The following is a 20,330-nucleotide window of genomic DNA, read 5'->3' on the forward strand; positions in this document are numbered from 1 at the left end:
CTCGACAAGGGCATCCGCACCGGCGACATCATGGCCGAAGGCGCACGCCAGGTCGGAACCGTCGAAATGGGCGAAGCCATCCTCTCCGAGTTCAAGGCGCTGTCTGCCTGATACGAGCATTTCCAGGAAAAGTGCGAAGCGGTTTTCCGCCAGGAAATGCGTAAAACAAAAAGCTTGAACGTTTCCGCGGCATCGTCTGAAGCGGAAACGTTCAAGCAAGAGGCGCGCCCGATCGGGCAGCGCCCCGCAAGTTGTCAGAACACCTCCGGAGCGATCCGGAGGTGTTTTGCATTCGACAGTCTTGAATTCGACGGCCGAACCGACACATGCAGGCAGATGCTGCGAGCAATGAGGGGCGGCGAGGGACCGCATTCTCGCATGCAGACCGTTTGGAAAGGCCGACATGAACCGACCGCTCGCATCAACCGGATGGATCCTGGTGACGACACTGATCCTCGTACTCGCCTTCATTCCGCTCGATCCGTTTCTGTCGACGCGGGCGCAGGAACTGCCCGAGGGCATCGTCGCCTTCAATCGCCTGATTACCGACTTCGGCACCTTCGGCTGGATGATTTATGTCTCGGGTCTGGTGCTTGCCGTCGCCTTCATCCTGCAGCGTGCCGTTGGCCAGGCGCCGTTTCAGCGCAAAGCCCGAACTGTCCGCAACCTTGCTGCCTATTTCTTGCTGACGATCGGCACTGCCAGTGTGCTCGTGCATGTGCTGAAGTTCCTGATCGGGCGGGCAAGGCCCGAGCTTCTGGTGGATCTCGGTGCCTACAGCCTGACGCCGTTTACCGGCGACACCCTGTTCGAAAGCTTTCCATCCGGTCATTCGACGGCGGCGGGTGCTTTTTTCGGCGCCTTTGCCATGCTTCTGCCGAAGCTGCGGCCGTTGTTTTTCGTGATGGCATTGGTCATCGGGGTCTCGCGCGTCATCGTCGGCGCCCACTATCCGAGCGACGTTGCTGCCGGGCTGCTGCTTGGCCTATGGACATCTATGATGGTGGCGTTTCTCTTCGCCAAACGCGGCTGGCTTTTCCGCGCCGACGAGGGCGGTTGGCCTATCCCAAAGCGAACAGGCTCCCGCCCATAAAAAAGCCGGCGCGGAAAGCCGCGCCGGAGTCGGGAGAGCCGTGATGCCTCTCGGGGAAGTCTTTAGTCCATCGCGTGGATGTCGCGATCCTTGGTTTCCGGCAGGAACAACATGCCGATGACCAGGGTGATGCCCGCAAAGACGATCGGGTACCAGAGACCGTAGTAGATATCGCCCTGAGCCGCGCTCATCGCGAAGGCCGTGGCCGGCAGCAAGCCACCGAACCAACCGTTGCCGATATGGTAGGGCAGGGACATGCCGGTGTAGCGGATGCGGGTCGGGAACAGTTCGACCAGCAGGGCGGCAATCGGGCCGTAGACCATCGTCACGTAGATGACGAGAACGGTCAGAACGGCGATGATCATCGTCCAGTTGACGTTGGCAGGATCCGCCACCATTGCGTAGCTGCCGCCCTTGGCGATCGTGTAGACAGCCATTTCGGTGGCGGCGCCGACTTCGTCCTTGGTCAGGAGCTTGTCGGCAATGAGCTTGTCGGCAGGAACCATGGTCTTTTCGCCGCCGCGAACGGCAGCGGCATCAAGCGCCAGTTCCGGATTGGCGGCGACGAAGCCGTCAAGCTTGGATTCCGGAACCTTTGCCGCACCACGAACCAGCGGGTAGCCGGCATCATGGAGAGCCATGTTGGTCTGCTTTTCGAAGCCGGCGTTGGCAGCCTTGGCACCATCGCCTGCAGCGATCGCGTCATAGCTGTTGATCGTCGTTTCGCCGACCTCCACAGTCGCGGCAGTCCCCGCCGCAGCGGTCGTTACCACGTCATAGGGAACCGAGTTCTTGGTCAGGAACGCGGTTGCGATGTCGCACGAGGTCGTGAACTTCGCGGTACCGGTCGGGTTGAACTGGAACTTGCAGTCGCCCGGTGCCGCGGTCACGGTCGCCCGTACCGTTGCCTGGGCCTGAGCGAGCGCCGGGTTACCGGCCCAGGTCAGCGCCTTGAACAGCGGGAAGTAGGTGAGCATGGCAAGCAGCAGGCCGGCCATGATGATCGGCTTGCGGCCGATCTTGTCGGAGAGCCAGCCGAAGAGCACGAAGAAGCCCGTACCGATCAGCAGTGAGGCGGCGACCATGATATTGGCCGATTGGCCGTCCACCTTGAGCACGCCCGTCAGGAAGAACAGCGCGTAGAACTGACCGGAGTACCAGACGACGGCCTGGCCGACGACGGCGCCGAACAGTGCCAGAAGCGCGATCTTGGCGTTCTTCCACTGGCCGAAGGCTTCCGACAACGGTGCCTTGGAACCCTTGCCCTCTTCCTTCATCTTCTTGAAGGCCGGCGACTCGTTCATCTTCAGGCGGATCCAGACGGAAACGCCGAGAAGCACGACCGAGACCAGGAACGGAACGCGCCAGCCCCAGGCTGCAAACGCTTCTTTGCCCACCAGGTACTGGACGAGCAGGATCACCACCAGCGACAAGAACAGACCGAGCGTTGCCGTGGTCTGGATCCACGAGGTGAAGTAACCGCGACGCCCGTGCGGCGCGTGTTCGGCCACGTAGGTTGCAGCGCCGCCATATTCACCGCCGAGCGCCAGGCCCTGAAGCATGCGCAGAGCGATGAGCAGGATCGGCGCAGCGATGCCGATCGAGGCAGCGCCAGGCAGGATGCCGACCAGGAAGGTCGACAGACCCATGATCAGGATCGTCACGAGGAAGGTGTATTTGCGGCCGACGAGGTCGCCGAGGCGACCGAAGACCAGAGCGCCGAACGGGCGAACCAAGAAGCCCGCGGCAAACGCCAGAAGCGCGAAGATGTTTCGCGTCGTTTCCGGGTAGGAGCTGAAGAAGGTCGCGCCGATGTAAACGGCGAGCGAACCGTAGAGATAGAAATCGTACCATTCGAATACGGTACCAAGCGACGAGGCGAAGATGACCTTCTTCTCCTCGCCGGTCATCGGACGTGCTTTTGTGTCGTCCGCTGTCGCGACATTTGCCATTTTGTTTATCCTCCACTCCAAAACAGCCCATTGGAGCGCCCATTGGCTGGCTCGGACAATTCCTCCCTTGAACGTCCGAACGTGGTGCGCCTGATCACAGGATGTCAGAAAAGGAGGGCCGCAGGCAGGGATGCTTTCGGCTTATGACTTTCGTCTAAGAAGCCAGAGACCTCAGGCGCGAAGGGCTGCCGCCGGCGATTGCCGGTAGGCGATCATGGCCGGCAGGACGGCGAGGATGGCGGCGAAGACGAGAATGGCAGAGACAAGAAATCCGTCGCCGGCAGCGAACATGACAGGCATGGCAACGCCGCTCTCACCGGAAAGATATCCGGCTATGAACTTTGCGGCACCGAAGCCAAGCGCGAAACCGGAAAGCACACCGGCGGCAATCAGCGCAAACAGTTCGCTCCAGACGATGACAAACACCGCCGTGCGCGGCGCGCCGAAGGCACGAAGCGCCCCGATCTGCCGTCGGCGCTGGCCGACATGCAGGATCGTGACGAGCAGGATCGCGGCTGCGACCAGAACCTGAGCGCCCGTCGTCACTCCCACGAGCACCCGCTTGGCGTCGCCAAGTGTCGCATAGAGGTTCGTCAGCACCTCGCCGGGAAAAACCGCCAGTGTCGAGTTGCTGCGATAGTCCTGCCGGAGCTTGTAGGCGTCGGCGATCGATTTCGGTTTGACGAGGATCGCGGGCAGGCCGGGCGTGGCCTTGCTCCAATTCTCGTCGAGCGCCGCGTCCGCATCGATATGAGGGTGATCCGCCTCGACACCGGACGCGGCCTCGTTATGCGCGTGATCGTCGGCATCATCGTGTTCCGCCGCTTCCATTCCATGCAGCGCCCAGACCGCCTGCATCGGAACCAAAATGGCACGGTCCCAGGCGGTGCCCGTGGGCTTGAGGCGCCCGACAATGCGATAGGCGAGTTCCGTGTGGGCGTGGCCGCCGAGTTCGGCAAGTCCATGGGTCGGCTTGACCGTATAACCGAGTGGCAAATCGACGGCGGCGCCGGCAACCGCTTCACCAAGGGCGGCAAAGGCGCGGCCTTCGGCAAGCTGTTCGAGTTCCGCAAGCAACCCGGTGGAGGTGCCGACAACGGCATAGCCGCCAAAGCTGTCACCGAAGCCGACCGGTGCTGCGGAGGCGACGCGCGGATCGGCAAGAAGGCGCGGCAGAACCGTGCCTTCCATCAGCGGCAGCGGCGAGGGTTGCAGGAAGATCGATGAAAGCACGAGCTGGGTCTCGCTGCCGGGGGCGCCGATCACGAGGTCGAACTTGTCGGCAGCACGCGCACTGCCGAGCCGAAGCGCCCGTTCCTGCAAGGTGACGGCGACGCCGAGCGCCGTCGCCAACGCAACCAGGAGGACGACGACGAGCGAACCGGCCCAGAGGCGGCGCAGATCCGCAAGGATGAAACCGATCATGCCGCGCGCTCCTCGATGAGGCCATCTTCGACGATGCGCCCGGCGGCAAGCCGGATGCGACGGTCCATACGCCGCGTCAGCGCCAGATCGTGCGTCGCAACGATCAGCGTGCAGCCGCTTTCGCGTGAAAGCTCGAGCAGCAGGTCGCCGACGGTCTCGCCGGCGTCGCTGTCGAGGCTGGCGGTCGGCTCGTCGGCAATGACCACACCCGGCTTGCGCAAAAGCGCGCGGGCGATCGCCACCCGCTGCATTTCACCGCGCGACATGGTTTCGATCATCTGGGTCGGCCGGGTGAGGCCGACACGCAGAAGCAGATGTTCAGCACGGGCGCCGACATCACGGCTCATCGCGCCGGAGAGCCTTGTCGGCAGCAGAACGTTGTCCAGAGCACTGAGGCCGGGGAAAAGATGAAAGTCCTGCAGGACCAGACCGATATTGGCGCCGCACCAACGGTCACGACGGCCCTCGGAGAGCGCGCAGATATCGACATCGCCCCAGAGGATGCGGCCCTGTCCGACCCGCTCGAGCCCGGTCAGGATGCTGATCAGCGTGCTTTTGCCGGATCCTGACGCACCTGTGAGCGCCACACGGCTGCCGGCGGCGACGTCAAGGCTGTCGATCGCAAGAGCGGGTGCGGCAAGTCCGGGAAAGCTGACATCGACGCCTGCGAGTTGAAGACCAAGCATGCCCTAGACCGCGTAAAATTGAGACGAGCGCAGACGCAGCAGGCTGACGAATCCGGTCTCCGGATCGGTCCAGGAGCCGACCTCCAGTGTCCCGCGAACCTCGATCGTCTGGCCGGGCGGCACGAAGGTCTGCTTCTCCCCGAGATAGACGACGACGATATTGTCCGGCCAATCGGAATCCGACGAACAAAACGGGCAAAGCGCCATCGGAACTTCCGTCAGCACGAAGAACGCTGCCTCTGCCTTGAGCGGCGGCGCCATGAAGCCGCGCATGCGGACTTCCTGACCGGCAAGGCTCTTCACCTTTGTCGAGAATTCGAGGCCGAGTACACTGACCTTGCCGTAGAGCTCATCGAAAGTGAGACTGGCGTCGGCCAGGGCCGCATGCCCGTCGAACGCGACAACCGCGCCGGCAATCAGGCCGAGCACAGCTCGACGGCTCAAGGATATGGGTGTCGGTAGGGTCATCGTCTTATCGCCAAGAGTACCCCGGCAGCGCATGGGCGTGATGTGGCCGGGAATGAACGTCAGCGTGAAGCCTCCTCCCCGTTTCAGGGAGGAGGCGGGTTTCAAACGATCAGTTGGTCTGCTTCACGCCGAGGGCAAGCGCATCGACGAGAACGCGGTAGACGTCGCTCTGCTCCATGTAGCCTCTGAAGCCCTCGCTGCCCGGACCTTCCGACTGCAGCACGACGTCGTCGACCGTGTGCTGGCCGGTGCTTTCGTCCTTCGGCAGGATGCCGACGCGCAGCACGGCGCCGGGCATGTCCTTGTAAGCTTCGTTGGCGACATACTCGTCCTTCTCGTTCTTCACCGCCGGCTCGAACGGCCCGTCCAGCTTGGGGCTGAAGGTTTCGTAGTAGTCGGGGAAGTTTGAGACGAACATCGCCAGACGACGGCTCGCGTCGATCTTGTCGGGGAAGCCGTCCTTGTTCTCGTCGGTATAGTTCGGGAAGCCCGCCGAAGCGCCTGTTTTGACCTTGTCGCGGCCTTCCTTGCCCTCGACGGTGTCGTCGATGATGCCGAGCAGTGAGACGCCATGGGTATGGTCGCCGGTCACGACAACCAGCGTATCCGGGTTGTTCTTCGCGAACGCGCGGGCAACGCCGACCGCCTGGTCGAACTCGATGGTCTCGACGACGGCGCGCTCCATGTCGAGCGGATGGCTCATCTTGTCGATCGAGGCGCCCTCGACCATCAGGAAGAAGCCGTTTTCGTTCTTCGACAGCCTGTCGAGCGCGGTCTTGATCATGTCGACAAGGCCTGGCTGGCCGGGGAACTTTTCGACCGTGCCCTTCTTCAGGAACTCGCGATCAAGCGTCACGTCCATGTTGCCGGTGTGGAACAGACCGAGAAGCTTGCCGTCGGCGGGCGCATTGGCAAGTTCGCTCTTGTCGGTCGCAAGCGCATAACCGGCTTCCTGGAAAAGCTTGATGTAGTCCTGGTTGTCCTTGCGCTTGGAGCCGGGCGTCTCCTTGCCGAGGAAATAGGCCGAGCCTCCGCCAAGGATGACCTCCGGCTTGACGTCGTAGATCATGCCGACGATCTCGGCCTTGTCGCTGCGGTTGCGGGTGTGGGCGACGACGGCGGCCGGCGTGGCGTCCTCGATTTCCGAGGTCGTGACGAGACCGATCGACTTCTGCGTCTGGCGGCGCAGCGCTTCGGCAATGGTCTCGACCCGTGGATCGTCGAGGCTGTCGGGCGTGCGGTCGCCATAGACGCCCACGGCGTTGATCACGGTCTTGTGGCCGGTCATGTAGGCCGACATGGTGTTGGCGCTGTCGGTGTCGATCGAATTGGTCGCCGACGTGCCGATGAAGGCCATGCGCTCGAGGTCGTCCATGTTGAGGCGGCCATTGGCCTTACCCTCGGTCATGCCCTTCGACATGATGCGGGCGGCGGTGCGGTGCGCAACCGAAAGGCCATCGCCAAGCAGGAAGATGACGTTCTTGACCTTCGGCTGCTCCGCCGTGGCATAGACGTGCCAGGTCACGGTCTTCGTCTCTCCGCCAGCCGTCACTTCGACCTTGTAGCTGCCCGGTGCGCCAATTATAGCGTTGCGCAGGAGCAGGGCCGAACCGAGCTCCTTGTCTTCCTTGCCCTTTTCCATCGCGACATAGGCGGCTTCGGCACCGAGCGCTGCCTTGTAGTCCTGGCCGTTGACGGTCACCTTGATGTCTTCCGCCTTGACGGCGCTCTTGAGCTCGACCTTGAAATCGAACGGGGAACCGGCAAGAATTGTCGCGCGATCAATGGGATAGACGTCTGCGGCCTGAGCGGCGTGGGCCAGAACCGTCGTGGCAAAGAGGGTGGCAAGAAGCATACGCATGGCAATCGTCCCTTTGAGGTGTCGGATTGCGCGGTCGTAACGCCCGGCGATGACAGCGACATGACATTGCGATCACGTTTGCAGGCGCCAAGCATCGCACGCTTGACTCGCCGATAGAAACAATTATTACGAGCCTCGGAAAGGAAGGCATTCCATGCTTCGCCGCGAACACAACTTCGCTGACAGCAGCGTCCTGGCAGAAATCGCCGGGCAGGATATGCGTTTTCCAGCTTCCTTCAAAACAACGGCCAAAACGACGACGAAAACCGTCTGACGTCTCTGGCCCTCCGCTCTCTCCCCGGTTTGGCCGGGGACAGGAACCCTCGCGGCGGATCGCGCGGTTTCCCCCTCCACCCGACGAGGAGAGACAAAAAAGAGAGCTTAGATCATGGGTTTCAAGATTGCAGTCGCAGGCGCCACCGGCAATGTCGGCCGGGAGATGCTGAACATCCTTTCGGAACGCGGCTTTCCCGCCGATGAAGTGGTCGCCCTTGCTTCCGCCCGTTCCCAGGGCACGGAAGTTTCCTTCGGCGACAAGACGCTCAAGGTCAAGAACCTCGAAAACTACGATTTCTCCGATACCGATATCTGCCTGATGTCGGCCGGCGGCGCGGTTTCGCTGAAGTATTCGCCGAAGATCGGCCAGCAGGGTTGCGTCGTCATCGACAATTCCTCGGCCTGGCGTTACGACTCCGAAGTGCCGCTGATCGTGCCGGAAGTGAACCCGGACGCGATCACGCTCTTCACCAAGAAGAACATCATCGCCAATCCGAATTGCTCGACCGCCCAGCTCGTCGTCGCGCTGAAGCCGCTGCACGACCACGCCAAGATCAAGCGCGTCGTCGTCTCGACCTACCAGTCGGTTTCCGGCGCCGGCAAGGACGGCATGGACGAACTCTTCAACCAGACCCGTGCGGTCTTCGTTGCCGACCCGATCGAATCGAAGAAGTTCACCAAGCGCATCGCCTTCAACGTCATTCCGCACATCGACGTCTTCATGGAAGACGGCTACACCAAGGAAGAGTGGAAGGTTCTGGCCGAGACCAAGAAGATGCTCGACCCGAAGATCAAGGTGACCTGCACGGCCGTGCGCGTCCCGGTCTTCATCGGCCATTCGGAATCGGTCAACATCGAGTTCGAAAACGAGATCACCGCTGACGAGGCGCGCGATATCCTGCGCGAAGCACCGGGTTGCCTTGTTGTCGACAAGCACGAGAACGGCGGCTACGTAACGCCTTACGAGTGCGCCGGCGAAGACGCGACCTACATCTCGCGCATCCGCGAAGACGCAACCGTCGAAAACGGCCTCAACATCTGGGTCGTTTCCGATAACCTGCGCAAGGGTGCGGCACTCAACGCGATCCAGATCGCCGAGCTGCTCATCAACCGCGGTCTGATCCGCGCCAAGAAGCAGGCCGCCTGAACAAACAGACGGTAAAGCACGAATAAGAACCCCGCCTGGCCCGTTATCGGCCTGCGGGGTTTCCTGTTTCACGGATCCGTGCGCAAAATTGATCGGATTCACGTGAAACCGTTAGGAAATTTCCGCCAATGAGGGGCGGGTGACAGAGCCGGCAAAGGCTGGCATCTTCCTAACGGCAACCAGATTTGGGCAATGACGGGGTATTTCATGCACACGGCAAAGTGCGTAGCGATTGGGCTTGCGGCCCTGATTTCAACGGCGATCCTTCCGGCGACCGCGTCGGCGGCACAGTGCGGCAACGACGGCAGCGGTTTCGCGGCCTGGATGACGCAGTTCAAGCAGGAAGCCTCCGGCAACGGCATCAGCCCTGCGGCGCTCGACAAGGCGCTCTCCGGCGTTTCCTACAACAAGGCGACGATCCGCGCCGACCGCGGCCAGAAAAGCTTCAAGCTCTCGCTCAGCCAGTTCATGCAGAAGCGTGGCGGTCAGACGATCATCTCGCGCGGCAAGAAGATGAAGGCCCAGAATGCGGCGCTCTTCAACAGCATCGAACGGCGCTACGGCGTACCGGCCGGCCCGCTGATCGCCATCTGGGGCATGGAAACCGGCTTTGGCGGCTTCATGGGCAAGGAGCATACGCTCTCAGCCGTTTCGACGCTCGCCTATGACTGCCGCCGGTCCGACTACTTCACCAACCAGCTCTATGCGGCGCTCCAGCTCGTCCAGCGCGGCGATCTCAGCCCGGCTGCACGCGGCGCTGCCCATGGCGAAATCGGACAGACCCAGTTCCTTCCGGCAAACGTTCTGAAATACGGCGTCGACGGTGACGGCAACGGCCATATCGACATGGTCCGCTCGAAGGCTGACGCGCTTGCTTCGACCGCGAACTTCCTGCGTGGACACGGCTGGCAGCCGGGCGCCGGATATCAGCCGGGACAGGCCAATTTCGGCGCGATCCAGGGCTGGAACGCCGCCAGCGTCTATCAGCAGGCGATCGCCATCATCGGCGCGGAAATTGACGGCGACTAGAGCATTTCCAGGAAAAGTGCGAAGCGGTTTTCCGTCAGGAAATGCGTAGAAACAAGGAGATAGAGCGTTTCTGCGACTCCGCTTAAACCGCAGACGCTCTAACGCATGTTGCGCAAAGGTGCGCAGCGGTTTTGCGATAACGACAGCGCAAAAACAAAAGATCAAAGCTTATGAAATAAAAGAAGCCCGGTTCGAAAGGACCGGGCTTTTTCTCTGGCTTCTATCACATACCTGGACGGGCAAAGTCGCCGCTCTTCGGATCCATCACCCAGAGCTCGCCGGTCGAAATGTCGAACCAGGCGCCGTGAAGCTGGAGCTTGCCCTTCGATTCGAGAATCTGGACGCAGGGGAAGGTGCGAAGATTGGCGATCGAGTTGCGGATGGAAACCCGCTCCAGAGCGCGCTGCCGCTCGGCCTGGGTCATCACGTCATTGCTCTGGATCTGTTCGGCGGACGGTTTCAAGAGGTGCATCCAGCGACCGATGAAGTCACCCGGCGACAGGGGCTCGGCGTCCAGGTCAAGCGCCGCCTTGATGCCGCCGCAGCGTCCGTGGCCCATGACGACGATGTCGCTGACACGCAGAGACTGGACGGCAAATTCCAGAGCTGCCGACGTCGAGTGGTAGTGTCCGTCCGGCTCGTAGGGCGGCATGAGATTGGCGACGTTGCGCACGACGAAGAGCTCGCCCGGGCCGCTGTCGAAGATCGTCTCGGGCGCTGCCCGGGAGTCACAACAGGCAATGACCATGGTCTTGGGCTTCTGCCCGCTATCCGCCAATGTCTTGTAACGCTGCTGCTGTTCGCTGAAGCGACCACTCATGAAGTTATGATAGCCGTTCAGAAGGTGGTCTGGAAAACGCTGCATATCCATCGGTTACCCCGCTGCTGTCGAGAGTTCAATCCACCAAGCCATCCGACGGCGTGCCGTGAACAGCTTCTTCTATTTCCGCCGCATCTGGCTCGGATGCAGCAAGCGCCGCATCTGCACCATCGCCATCGGCGTCGAGAGACTGGACGCATCCTGTTCGAGCGTCAGTTCATCGGCGCCGCGCTTGACCGTGCGCGCGATAATTTCGAACACGCTGGCTGTCGCCATCTGAAGCGCGCGCTCCTCGGAGAGGCCTTCCAGCAGCCGCGCCAGGAACACCGCCGCCAGCAGATCGCCCGTGCCGTTCGGCGGGTTCTCGATCAGCCGGTGTTCGGCGAGCAGCGCATGGTTGCCGGAGAGATAGAGATTTCCCGTCCCGCCCTTCATCATCGGAATCGCCGACGTGACCAGCATGCGCGAGGGACCAAGCCCCAGCGCCGCGTCAAGGATTGCCGCATTGGTCTCGAGCGTCGCGCCGGCAAGCCAGGCCAGTTCGAACCGGTTGGGCGTGGCGAGACTTGCAAGCGGCAACAGCCGGTCGCGGATGGTAATCGCCGTCGCTTCGGGCACGTAGAGCCCTTCGGCATCACCGATCACCGGGTCGCAGGCATAGACGAGATCAGGATTGCGGGCGCGCAAGGCGGTCACCAGCCGGGCAACGCCCTCTGCCTGGCTCGCCGAGCCGAGATAGCCTGACAGGACTGCCCGGACCTCGCCGGCCCAGGGCGCCTGAGCCAGATCGTCGATCACCGACTGGAATTCCGCGTCCGGTATCGTGATGCGCGTCGAATGGCCATGGCCGGGATGCCAGGGCAGAATGACGGTCGGCAGAGCCCAGACGGGATGGCCAAGCGTCTCCAAGGCAAAGACAACCGCCCGATTGCCGACGGTGCCGCGAACCACGTGACTAGAAATGACGATGACGGCACCAGGCAAGGAGGGCATTTCGGGCATCGGCCAGTCCAATCCTTCGATTTGAACTCTGATCACCGACTGTCACCGCCATGTCAACAGGCTATGGCAGACAGGTTCCGCACGAGCCGCTGGCGTTTTCGTGCTTTTTCATCGAAATTCGAGCAATTTTCGCCAATCTGCCTTCGATTTAAATGGATTTAAGCTGTTTTCACGTGAGATTCTCCGATTCTCGGCTCGTTTTTGCCGAAATCGTCATAAAAAGCGGTCGCCATTAGCCAAGGTTCTGATAGGGTCTAGCCTATCATGAATGGGAGAAACTTCATGGGCGTGAAATACAATCCGAAGCGGGACAGACACATCGACGCAGCGAAGGCGGCCGCCATCAAACTGGGCACCGACGCGCTGGCGCCCGAGATCCTCTTCGGCGGGGCCAGCAACGACGACCTCGATCTTTATTCGGCGGACATGCTGGCACTGACGGCGGCCCATGCGAGAAGCGAACTCGCACGCTGGGACGGCGGCAAACCTCAAGTGTCGGTTGAAACCGTGGCCGGCGTTGCGCCTGGCGGCACCGAGGTTTCGATCATTGCCGTCACCGAACACAACATGCCGTTCCTCTTTGATTCGGTCATGGGCGAGGTGACGACCACGCACCGCGATATCCATCTCGCGATCCATCCCATTCTGGTCCAGGAACCGGGCAAGCCCGCCAAGCCGTTCGATCCGGACGAGCCGAGCGATCCGGCACACCGGATCAGCCACATCCAGATCCACCTGAGCAAGTTGACGCCGGTCGAGGCGCAATCGCTCAGCAACCGTATCCGCGATGTGCTCGAACAGGTTCATCAGGCCGTGCACGACTGGCCGGCGATGACGACGCTGCTCGATCACGCGATGAAGGAACTCGAGGACTACAACGCCTCGCGCAAGAAGAGCGACCGCGACGAAGCGCTGGCCTTCCTTCGCTGGCTCAGGGACAACAACTTCACCTTCCTCGGCATGCGCGAATACACCTATTCGGGCAAGGGCGGGAAGGCGACGGTCGAGCGCGGCAAGGGCAGGGGCCTCGGCATCCTTTCCAATCCCGATGTGCGCGTGCTGCGCCAGGGCAAGGACGCAGTTCTGACCACGCCGGAGATTCTGGCCTTCCTCGAAAGCCCGGATTTCCTGATCGTCACCAAGGCCAATGTGAAGTCGGTCGTGCACCGCCGCGCCTATATGGACTACATCGGCGTCAAGCGTTTCGATGCCGACGGCAATGTCGCCGGCGAGCTGCGCATCGTCGGCCTGTTCACCTCCTCGGCCTATACCCGTCAGGCCGCGGAAATCCCGCTGCTGCGCCACAAGATCGAGAAGATCGTCGATCATTTCGGCTACGATCCGCAGAGCCATTCCGGCAAGATGCTGGACAACACGCTCGAATCCTACCCGCGCGACGATCTCTTCCAGATCGACGTCGGCCTGCTCGCCGCCTTCTGCGAACAGATCAACGAGCTCGGCGACCGTCCGCGCATCCGCGTTCTGCCACGCATCGACCATTTCGACCGCTTCGTTTCGGTCATCGTCTTCGTACCGCGCGAGCAATATGATTCCGACGTTCGCGAGAAGATCGGGGACTATCTGAAGACGGCTTATGACGGTCGTGTTTCGGCCTACTACCCGGCCTTCCCCGAGGGCGGTCTGGCGCGCGTGCACTTCATCATCGGCCGGACCAGCGGCAAGACGCCGCGCATCCCCCAGGCCAAGCTCGAGGAGGCCGTGCGAGGCATCGTCACGCGCTGGATCGATCGCTTCGACCTGCTTGCCCGCAAGGATGGCATCGAGCTCAGCGTTGGCGAAGCCTACCAGGCGGCCTTTGCACCGGCCGAAGCCTATGCCGATCTCGCCGATATCGCCGCCTGCAAGGCGGAAGATCCGATCCGGATCTCGTTCTACCACTACAACCGCCCGGTCAATCGTCCTGATACGGCCGAGCTGAAGATCTTCCACGCCGGCGAACCCGTATCGCTTTCGCGCCGCGTGCCGCTGCTCGAAAATCTCGGCTTCCGGGTCATCAGCGAGCAGACCTACGACCTCAACGTCGGCAAGCATGGCGAGGACCAGCATCGCGTCGTGCTGCACGACATGGAGTTGATCCATCGCGACGGCCATGCGCTCAATCTCGACAAGTCGGGTGCGGCGCTCGAGGAAGCCTTCCTCGCCGCCTGGAACGGCACGATCGAGGATGATAACTTCAACAGGCTGATCCTGCTCGCCGGCTTGAACGCCCGCGAAGTGACGGTGCTGCGTGCCTATGCCCGCTACCTCCGCCAGGCCGGCATCACCTATTCGCAGGGCTATATCGCCGACACGCTGAACAAATATCCGGCGATTGCCGCCGATATCTTCAAGCTGTTCGTCACCCGCATGGACCCGGCGATCGAGGAGAAGCCGCGTGCCAAGAAGTGCAACGCCCTGATCGCATCGATCGAGACCGCACTGTCGGCGGTACCGAGCCTCGACGAGGACCGGATCCTGCGCCGCTACGTCAACGCCATCGAGGCGACGCTCCGCACCAATTACTTCCAGAAGGATGCCGACGGAAAGCCGCGTGCGGTCCTTGCCGTCAAGCTCGATCCCAAGCAGCTCGAAGGCTTGCCCGAGCCGCGTCCGTTCCGCGAAATCTTCGTCTACGGCACCGAAGTCGAAGGCGTGCATCTGCGTTTCGGCAAGGTCGCCCGTGGCGGTCTTCGCTGGTCCGACCGCGCACAGGACTACCGCACCGAAGTACTGGGCCTGGTGAAGGCACAGCAGGTCAAGAACGCCGTCATCGTGCCCGTTGGCGCCAAGGGTGGCTTCTACCCGAAGCAGCTGCCGGTTGGCGGCAACCGCGACGAGGTGTTCAAGGCCGGAACCGAAGCCTACAAGACCTTCATCCGCACGATGCTGTCGGTCACCGACAACATTGTCGGCCAGGATGTCGTGCCGCCGGCCGACACGCTGCGCCGCGACGGTGACGATCCCTACTTCGTCGTTGCCGCCGACAAGGGCACGGCGACCTTCTCGGACACGGCCAACGGCCTGGCCCAGGAAGCAGGCTTCTGGCTCGATGACGCGTTCGCCTCAGGCGGATCGGCCGGCTACGACCACAAGAAGATGGGCATCACCGCCCGTGGCGCCTGGGAGACCGCCAAGCGGCACTTCCGCGAGATGGACATCGACATCCAGACCACTCCCTTCACCGTCGCCGGCGTCGGCGACATGTCGGGCGACGTCTTCGGCAACGGCATGCTGCTTTCGGAAAAGATCCGTCTGCTCGCGGCCTTCGACCATCGCGACATCTTCATCGATCCGAATCCGGATACGGATGTTTCCTTCGCCGAACGCAAGCGCATGTTCGCCCTGCCACGTTCGAGCTGGCAGGACTATGATCGCAAGACGCTCTCCGAAGGCGGGATGATCATTTCCCGCGCCGAAAAGTCGGTGACGCTGACACCGGAAGCCATGGCGGCGATCTGCATCGACAAGCAGAAGGCCACGCCGTTCGAGATCATGAACGCGATCCTGAAGAGCCAGGTCGATCTTCTCTGGTTCGGCGGCATCGGCACCTATGTGCGCGGCAGCAACGAGACGGATGCCGAGGTTGGCGACCGCGCCAACGACGCGATCCGTGTGGTCGCCGAAGAGGTCCGCGCCCGTGTCATCGGCGAGGGCGCAAACCTCGGCGTGACCCAGAAGGGCCGTATCGGCTTCGGCCTCAATGGCGGTCGCTGCAACTCCGACGCCATCGACAACTCGGCGGGCGTCAACTCGTCCGACGTCGAGGTCAACATCAAGATCGCGCTGGCCTCGGCGATGCGCGACGGTCGCCTGACCCGGCCGAAGCGCAACACGCTGCTGGCGTCGATGACCGAGGAAGTCGGCCATCTCGTACTGCGCAACAACTACGAGCAGTCGCTGGCAATCTCGCTCACCGAACTGCAGGGTACCGGAAACCGCACGACGCTCGGCCGCCTGATGACGCGACTCGAAGCCGACGGCCACCTCAACCGCAAGGTTGAGACGCTGCCGACCGACCAGGTCATGACCGAGCGCTATCAGGCCGGCAAGCCGCTGACACGCGCGGAGATCGGCGTCCTCCTGTCCTACTCGAAGCTGGTGCTGTTCGACGAGCTGATCGCCAGCGAGCTTCCCGACGACCCGTATTTCACGGCGACCCTGGAACGCTACTTCCCCGGCAAGATGCGCAAGACTTATGCCGGCGACATCCACGGCCACCGGCTGCGCCGCGAGATCATCGCGACGGTGCTGGCCAACGAAACCATCAATCGCGGCGGCCCCGCTTTCGTCTCGACCTTGACGGATGCCACCGGCTTCCTCTCGGCAGACGTCGTCAAGGCGGCTGTTTTGGCACTCGATGGCTTCGACCTGCCGCGGATCTATGACGAGATCGATGCCCTGGACAATCGCATCAGCGGCGCCCTCCAGAATGCGCTCTACCAGGAAGTCGGGCGCATCTTCACGCTCGTGACGGAGCGGGCCCTGCGCACCCATGCGGCAACGGGTTCGGTTTCGGAAGCCGTGACGCGCCTGCGCGACGGGCTGCAGAAGCTGCGCAGCACCATGCGCACCGCGATTTCAGGCGAAACCGCCGACGAAGCTCGGGTAAAGACCGCAGCCTTCGTCGAGGGCGGCGTGCCGGAGAAACTGGCGGATGAGATCCTGGAACTGGCGCTGATGACCCTCGTGCCCGAAATCATGCAGATATCAGCTGAAACCGGCGAGACGCTGAGCCGCACGGCACAGGGTTATTTTGCCGTCACCGAAACGCTGCGGATCAACCGCCTGCTGGCGGCAGCCGACCGCGTACCGGCAACCGAGCAGTTCGAGGCAATGGCGCTGTCGCGCGCGATCTCGGACATTGCCGGCGCCAGACGCGACATCACCGCAGCGGCGCTGCGCGAGCAGAAGAGCGAGCGCAATCCCGTCCAGGCCTGGCAGGAAAACGACCGCGAACGCGTTTCACGCGCGGGCGGCCAGCTGACGCTCCTGACTGAGAAGGGCGAGACCACGCTTGCCAAGATCACGGTTGCCGCGGGTCTGCTCAACGACCTTGCACGCGGCAGGGTGAAATGACACAGTCCGCCCCGGACTACAGCGCCGGGCGTCTTATTAGACGCGCAAAGGTCGCTGTAGCAGTTTGAATTGCTGCATGGTTTAATCCTTAAATCGAATAGGATTTAAGGAAACATGCAGTAGCGCAAGATCGGGCCGGGGATGCTCCGTCAACCCGGTCTCGATGAGCGAGATATGACGATCTTTCTGCGCCGCGCGTTCATTAGAACGCACGGCGCAGTCATTTCCGGGAGGGGTAATTGGCGATTTCGGCGGACAGGGCTGCAGACAAGCCGGGAACGACCCGTCTCGGCATTGCCGGATGGATGCTGTTCGACTGGGCGGCCCAACCGTTCTTCACGGTGATCACCACCTTCATCTTCGGCCCCTACTTCGTTTCCCGGCTGACTGAGGATCATGCTATCGGCCAGGCGATGTGGGGCTATACGCTCACCATTTCCGGCATCATCATCGCCATTCTCTCCCCGGTTCTCGGCTCGATCGCCGACGCCACCGGACCGCGCAAGCCGTGGATCGGCTTTTTCGCCATCATCAAGATCGTATCGCTGGCGATGCTCTGGTTTGCCGCCCCCGGCTCACCGATCATCTACGCCGTCATCTTCATGGTGCTGGCCACCGTCGCTGCCGAATTCTCGATCGTGTTCAATGATTCGATGATGACGCGACTTGTGGACGAGAAGGACATCGGCCGCATTTCCAACATCGCCTGGGGCCTCGGCTATCTCGGCGGGATGATCGTGCTCATCGCTGTCGTGGCGCTTCTTGCCGGAAATCCGGAAACCGGCAAGACCGCTCTCGGCATCGATCCGCTGTTTGGGCTCGATCCGGCAAAGGGCGAGGACGCGCGCATCACCGGGCCGATATCGGCGCTCTGGTACCTCGTGTTCATCATTCCGATGTTCCTGTTCACGCCGGATGCGACCAAGGCGACCATGTCGCTTGCAGGGGCGACCCGAACGGGACTGCGCGAACTGAAAGGCACACTCGGCGAACTCAGGCAAAGGCGCGGCATCCTGCGCTTCCTCATCGCCCGCATGATCTTTCAGGATGGGGTCAATGGCCTGCTGGCACTGGGCGGCACCTTCGCCGCCGCCATGTTCGCCTGGCAAACCATGGAACTCGGCATCTATGGCATCATCCTCAACGTCGTTGCCATCGGTGGCTGCCTCTATGCAAGCAAGCTCGATGCCCGGCTCGGTTCAAAGACCATCGTGATCGCCAGCCTGGTCTGCCTGATCATTGCCACGCTTGGCATCGTCTCGACAGGACCGGGCTTCACCTTCTTCGGTCTGCTTCCCCTGCCGACGGACGATTCGGGCGGCATCTTCGGCACTGCAGCCGAGAAGGCCTATATCGTCTACGGCCTGCTCGTCGGTATCGCCTTCGGGCCGGTTCAGGCGTCGTCGCGCTCCTATCTGGCGCGCAGCGTCAGCCTGGACGAAGCAGGGCGCTACTTTGGTCTCTATGCACTTTCCGGCCGTGCGACGTCGTTTCTTGCGCCCGCGTCGGTCGCCACGATCACGCTCATGACCGGCTCCGCCCGCATCGGCATGATGGCGCTCGTCGTCTTCCTCGTCCTCGGTTTTCTGATCCTGCTGCGCACGCCTTATCCGGCGAATGCCGGACATACGAAAGCCGCCGCGTCCTGGGGACGCGACGGCTCTGAGGAATAAAACTCGGACTTTACTACAGCGCCGTGCGTCTTATTAACGCGCAAAGGTCGCTGTAGCACTTTGAATTGCTGCATGTTTTTATCCTTAAATCGAATAGGATTTATGGAAACATGCAGTAGCAACTGAAAATGCAACCGATCCGGTTTAGTGGCGGAAGTGGCGCATACCGGTGAAGACCATCGCAACGCCATGCTCGTCGGCCGCGGCAATCACTTCCTCGTCGCGCATCGAACCACCGGGCTGGATCACCGCCGTGGCACCGGCAGCGATCGCCGACAGCAAGCCATCGGCAAACGGCAGGAAAGCCTCGGAGGCGACGGCCGAGCCGCGCGTCAACGGCGTTGCGAGGCCGAGCGCCTTGGCGGCTTCTTCGGCCTTGATCGCGGCGATGCGGGCCGAATCGACCCGGCTCATCTGCCCGGCGCCGATGCCTGCGGTCTGGCCATCCTTGGCATAGACGACGGCGTTCGACTTGACGTGTTTTGCCACCTTGAAGGCAAACTTCATGTCTTCCAGTTCCTGCGCCGTCGGTGCACGCTTGGTCACCACCTTCAGCTCCAGGTCTTCGACCATGCCGTTGTCGCGGGTCTGGACGAGAAGGCCGCCGGATACGGTCTTGGCGGAAAGGCCGGGGATGCGCGGATCCGGCAGGGCGCCCGTGGTCAAGAGCCGCAGGTTCGGCTTGCGGGCGATGACGGCCTTGGCCTCATCGCTGACCTCAGGCGCGATGATCACTTCGGTAAAGAGCTTGACGATCGCTTCGGCCGTTTCCGCATCGAGCATCTGGTTGAGCGCGATGATGCCGCCAAAAGCTGAGGTGGAATCGCAGGCAAGCGCGCGTCGATAAGCTTCGACCAGCGTCGGGGCCGTGGCCACGCCGCAAGGATTGGCATGCTTGATGATCGCCACGGCCGGGGCTTTTTCCGGCAGGAACTCGGCGACGAGTTCGAAGGCGGCATCGGTGTCGTTGATGTTGTTGTAGGAAAGCTGCTTGCCCTGCAGCAGCTTAGCTGTGGCAACGCCCGGACGGTTCTCGCCGGTGACGTAGAAGCCCGCCTTCTGGTGCGGATTCTCACCGTAGCGCATCTCCTCCTTCAAGACGCCGCCGAGAACGCGGTGGCGCGGCATCGGCGTGTCGAGCGCCTCGGCAAACCAGTTGGAAATGGCTGCGTCATAGGCGGCCGTGCGGGCATAGGCCTTGGCCGCCATCTTCTGGCGGAAGGCATAGGTCGTCGCGCCTGCTGCAAGTTCTTCGAGCAGGACCGGATAGTCGGCCGGATCGGTGACAATTGTGACATAGGCGTGGTTCTTGGCGGATGCGCGGATCATCGCCGGGCCGCCGATATCGATGTTCTCGACCGTCGTCGGATAATCGCCGCCCTGCGCGCGAACCTCCTCGAAGGGATAGAGATTGATCACCGCCAGATCGATCGCGGTGATGCCATGTGCCGACATCGCCGCCTGATGCTCGGCATCGTCGCGGATTGCCAGCAGGCCGCCATGCACGCCCGGGTGAAGGGTTTTGACCCGGCCATCCATAACCTCGGGAAAGCCGGTGAGTTCGGCGACGTCGCTGACTGGCAACCCCGCCTGCGACAGTGCCTTGTGGGTGCCGCCGGTCGAAACCAGACGTACGCCTTTTTCATGCAGCGCACGGGCAAGCTCGACGACACCGGTCTTGTCGGACACGGAAAGAAGAGCGGTCCGGACTGGAACCTCGTTCGGGGCGGGAATTTTCTTGGAGGCGACAGCCATCAACCATGCTCCTTTGGCGGCGCCGGACGCCCGGGAGGATGCTCCGGCGATTGGGATGGCTGCCCGT

13 protein-coding genes are annotated in these 20,330 nt (G+C 62.1%); 5 read left to right on the plus strand and 8 right to left on the minus strand.

The features are described from left to right. The first annotated feature begins 403 nt into the window (after positions 1-403). Positions 404-1,093: a phosphatase PAP2 family protein gene (locus ASD00_RS10220; protein ID WP_025425270.1), complete on the plus strand. Its 690-nt coding sequence runs from the start codon at positions 404-406 to the stop codon at positions 1,091-1,093. Between the two features lie 62 nt (positions 1,094-1,155). On the opposite strand, the gene ASD00_RS10225 is transcribed toward ASD00_RS10220, so the two are convergent. From ASD00_RS10225 to ASD00_RS10245, 5 genes are all read right to left on the minus strand, one after another. Continuing rightward, positions 1,156-3,045 (minus strand): MFS transporter, encoded by a 1,890-nt coding sequence (locus ASD00_RS10225; protein WP_025425271.1) that lies wholly within the window; start codon positions 3,043-3,045, stop codon positions 1,156-1,158. A gap of 171 nt (positions 3,046-3,216) precedes the next feature. After that, positions 3,217-4,470 (minus strand): ABC transporter permease, encoded by a 1,254-nt coding sequence (locus tag ASD00_RS10230; protein ID WP_057206461.1) that lies wholly within the window; start codon positions 4,468-4,470, stop codon positions 3,217-3,219. Then, entirely contained in the window at positions 4,467-5,156 is a 690-nt protein-coding gene (locus ASD00_RS10235; RefSeq protein ID WP_025425273.1) for an ATP-binding cassette domain-containing protein, read from the minus strand. Before ASD00_RS10235 ends, ASD00_RS10230 begins: the two co-directional genes overlap by 4 nt. 3 nt (positions 5,157-5,159) lie before the next feature. Next, positions 5,160-5,624, minus strand: coding sequence for a hypothetical protein (locus ASD00_RS10240; RefSeq protein WP_025425274.1), 465 nt, complete (start codon positions 5,622-5,624; stop codon positions 5,160-5,162). Between the two features lie 109 nt (positions 5,625-5,733). Continuing rightward, positions 5,734-7,485 (minus strand): alkaline phosphatase, encoded by a 1,752-nt coding sequence (locus tag ASD00_RS10245; protein WP_025425275.1) that lies wholly within the window; start codon positions 7,483-7,485, stop codon positions 5,734-5,736. A gap of 388 nt (positions 7,486-7,873) precedes the next feature. Here ASD00_RS10245 and ASD00_RS10250 point away from each other — a divergent pair, with 388 nt between their 5' ends. Then, positions 7,874-8,908, plus strand: coding sequence for an aspartate-semialdehyde dehydrogenase (locus ASD00_RS10250; RefSeq protein ID WP_025425276.1), 1,035 nt, complete (start codon positions 7,874-7,876; stop codon positions 8,906-8,908). A gap of 207 nt (positions 8,909-9,115) precedes the next feature. After that, positions 9,116-9,937 carry a lytic transglycosylase domain-containing protein gene (locus ASD00_RS10255; protein WP_025425277.1) on the plus strand — a complete coding sequence of 274 codons (822 nt, stop codon included), beginning with the start codon at positions 9,116-9,118 and terminating at the stop codon, positions 9,935-9,937. 223 nt (positions 9,938-10,160) lie between these two features. Here the strand turns inward: ASD00_RS10255 and ASD00_RS10260 are convergent, their stop codons facing one another. Together ASD00_RS10260 and pdxY are read right to left on the minus strand one after the other, a co-directional pair. Next, positions 10,161-10,808, minus strand: coding sequence for a carbonic anhydrase (locus ASD00_RS10260; protein ID WP_025425278.1), 648 nt, complete (start codon positions 10,806-10,808; stop codon positions 10,161-10,163). A gap of 69 nt (positions 10,809-10,877) precedes the next feature. Next, positions 10,878-11,759 (minus strand): pyridoxal kinase PdxY, encoded by an 882-nt coding sequence (pdxY, locus tag ASD00_RS10265; protein WP_025425279.1) that lies wholly within the window; start codon positions 11,757-11,759, stop codon positions 10,878-10,880. A gap of 282 nt (positions 11,760-12,041) precedes the next feature. On the opposite strand from pdxY, the gene ASD00_RS10270 reads away from it, so the two are divergent. Continuing rightward, positions 12,042-16,835, plus strand: coding sequence for an NAD-glutamate dehydrogenase (locus ASD00_RS10270; protein WP_025425280.1), 4,794 nt, complete (start codon positions 12,042-12,044; stop codon positions 16,833-16,835). 239 nt (positions 16,836-17,074) lie between these two features. Further along, positions 17,075-18,508, plus strand: coding sequence for an MFS transporter (locus tag ASD00_RS10275; protein WP_025425281.1), 1,434 nt, complete (start codon positions 17,075-17,077; stop codon positions 18,506-18,508). A 144-nt stretch (positions 18,509-18,652) separates the two neighbouring features. On the opposite strand, the gene purH is transcribed toward ASD00_RS10275, so the two are convergent. Next, entirely contained in the window at positions 18,653-20,263 is a 1,611-nt protein-coding gene (purH, locus tag ASD00_RS10280) for a bifunctional phosphoribosylaminoimidazolecarboxamide formyltransferase/IMP cyclohydrolase (protein ID WP_025425282.1), read from the minus strand. Positions 20,264-20,330: the final 67 nt, after the last annotated feature.

The sequence above is a fragment of the Ensifer sp. Root31 genome (assembly GCF_001424825.1).
Classification (GTDB): domain Bacteria; phylum Pseudomonadota; class Alphaproteobacteria; order Rhizobiales; family Rhizobiaceae; genus Ensifer; species Ensifer canadensis.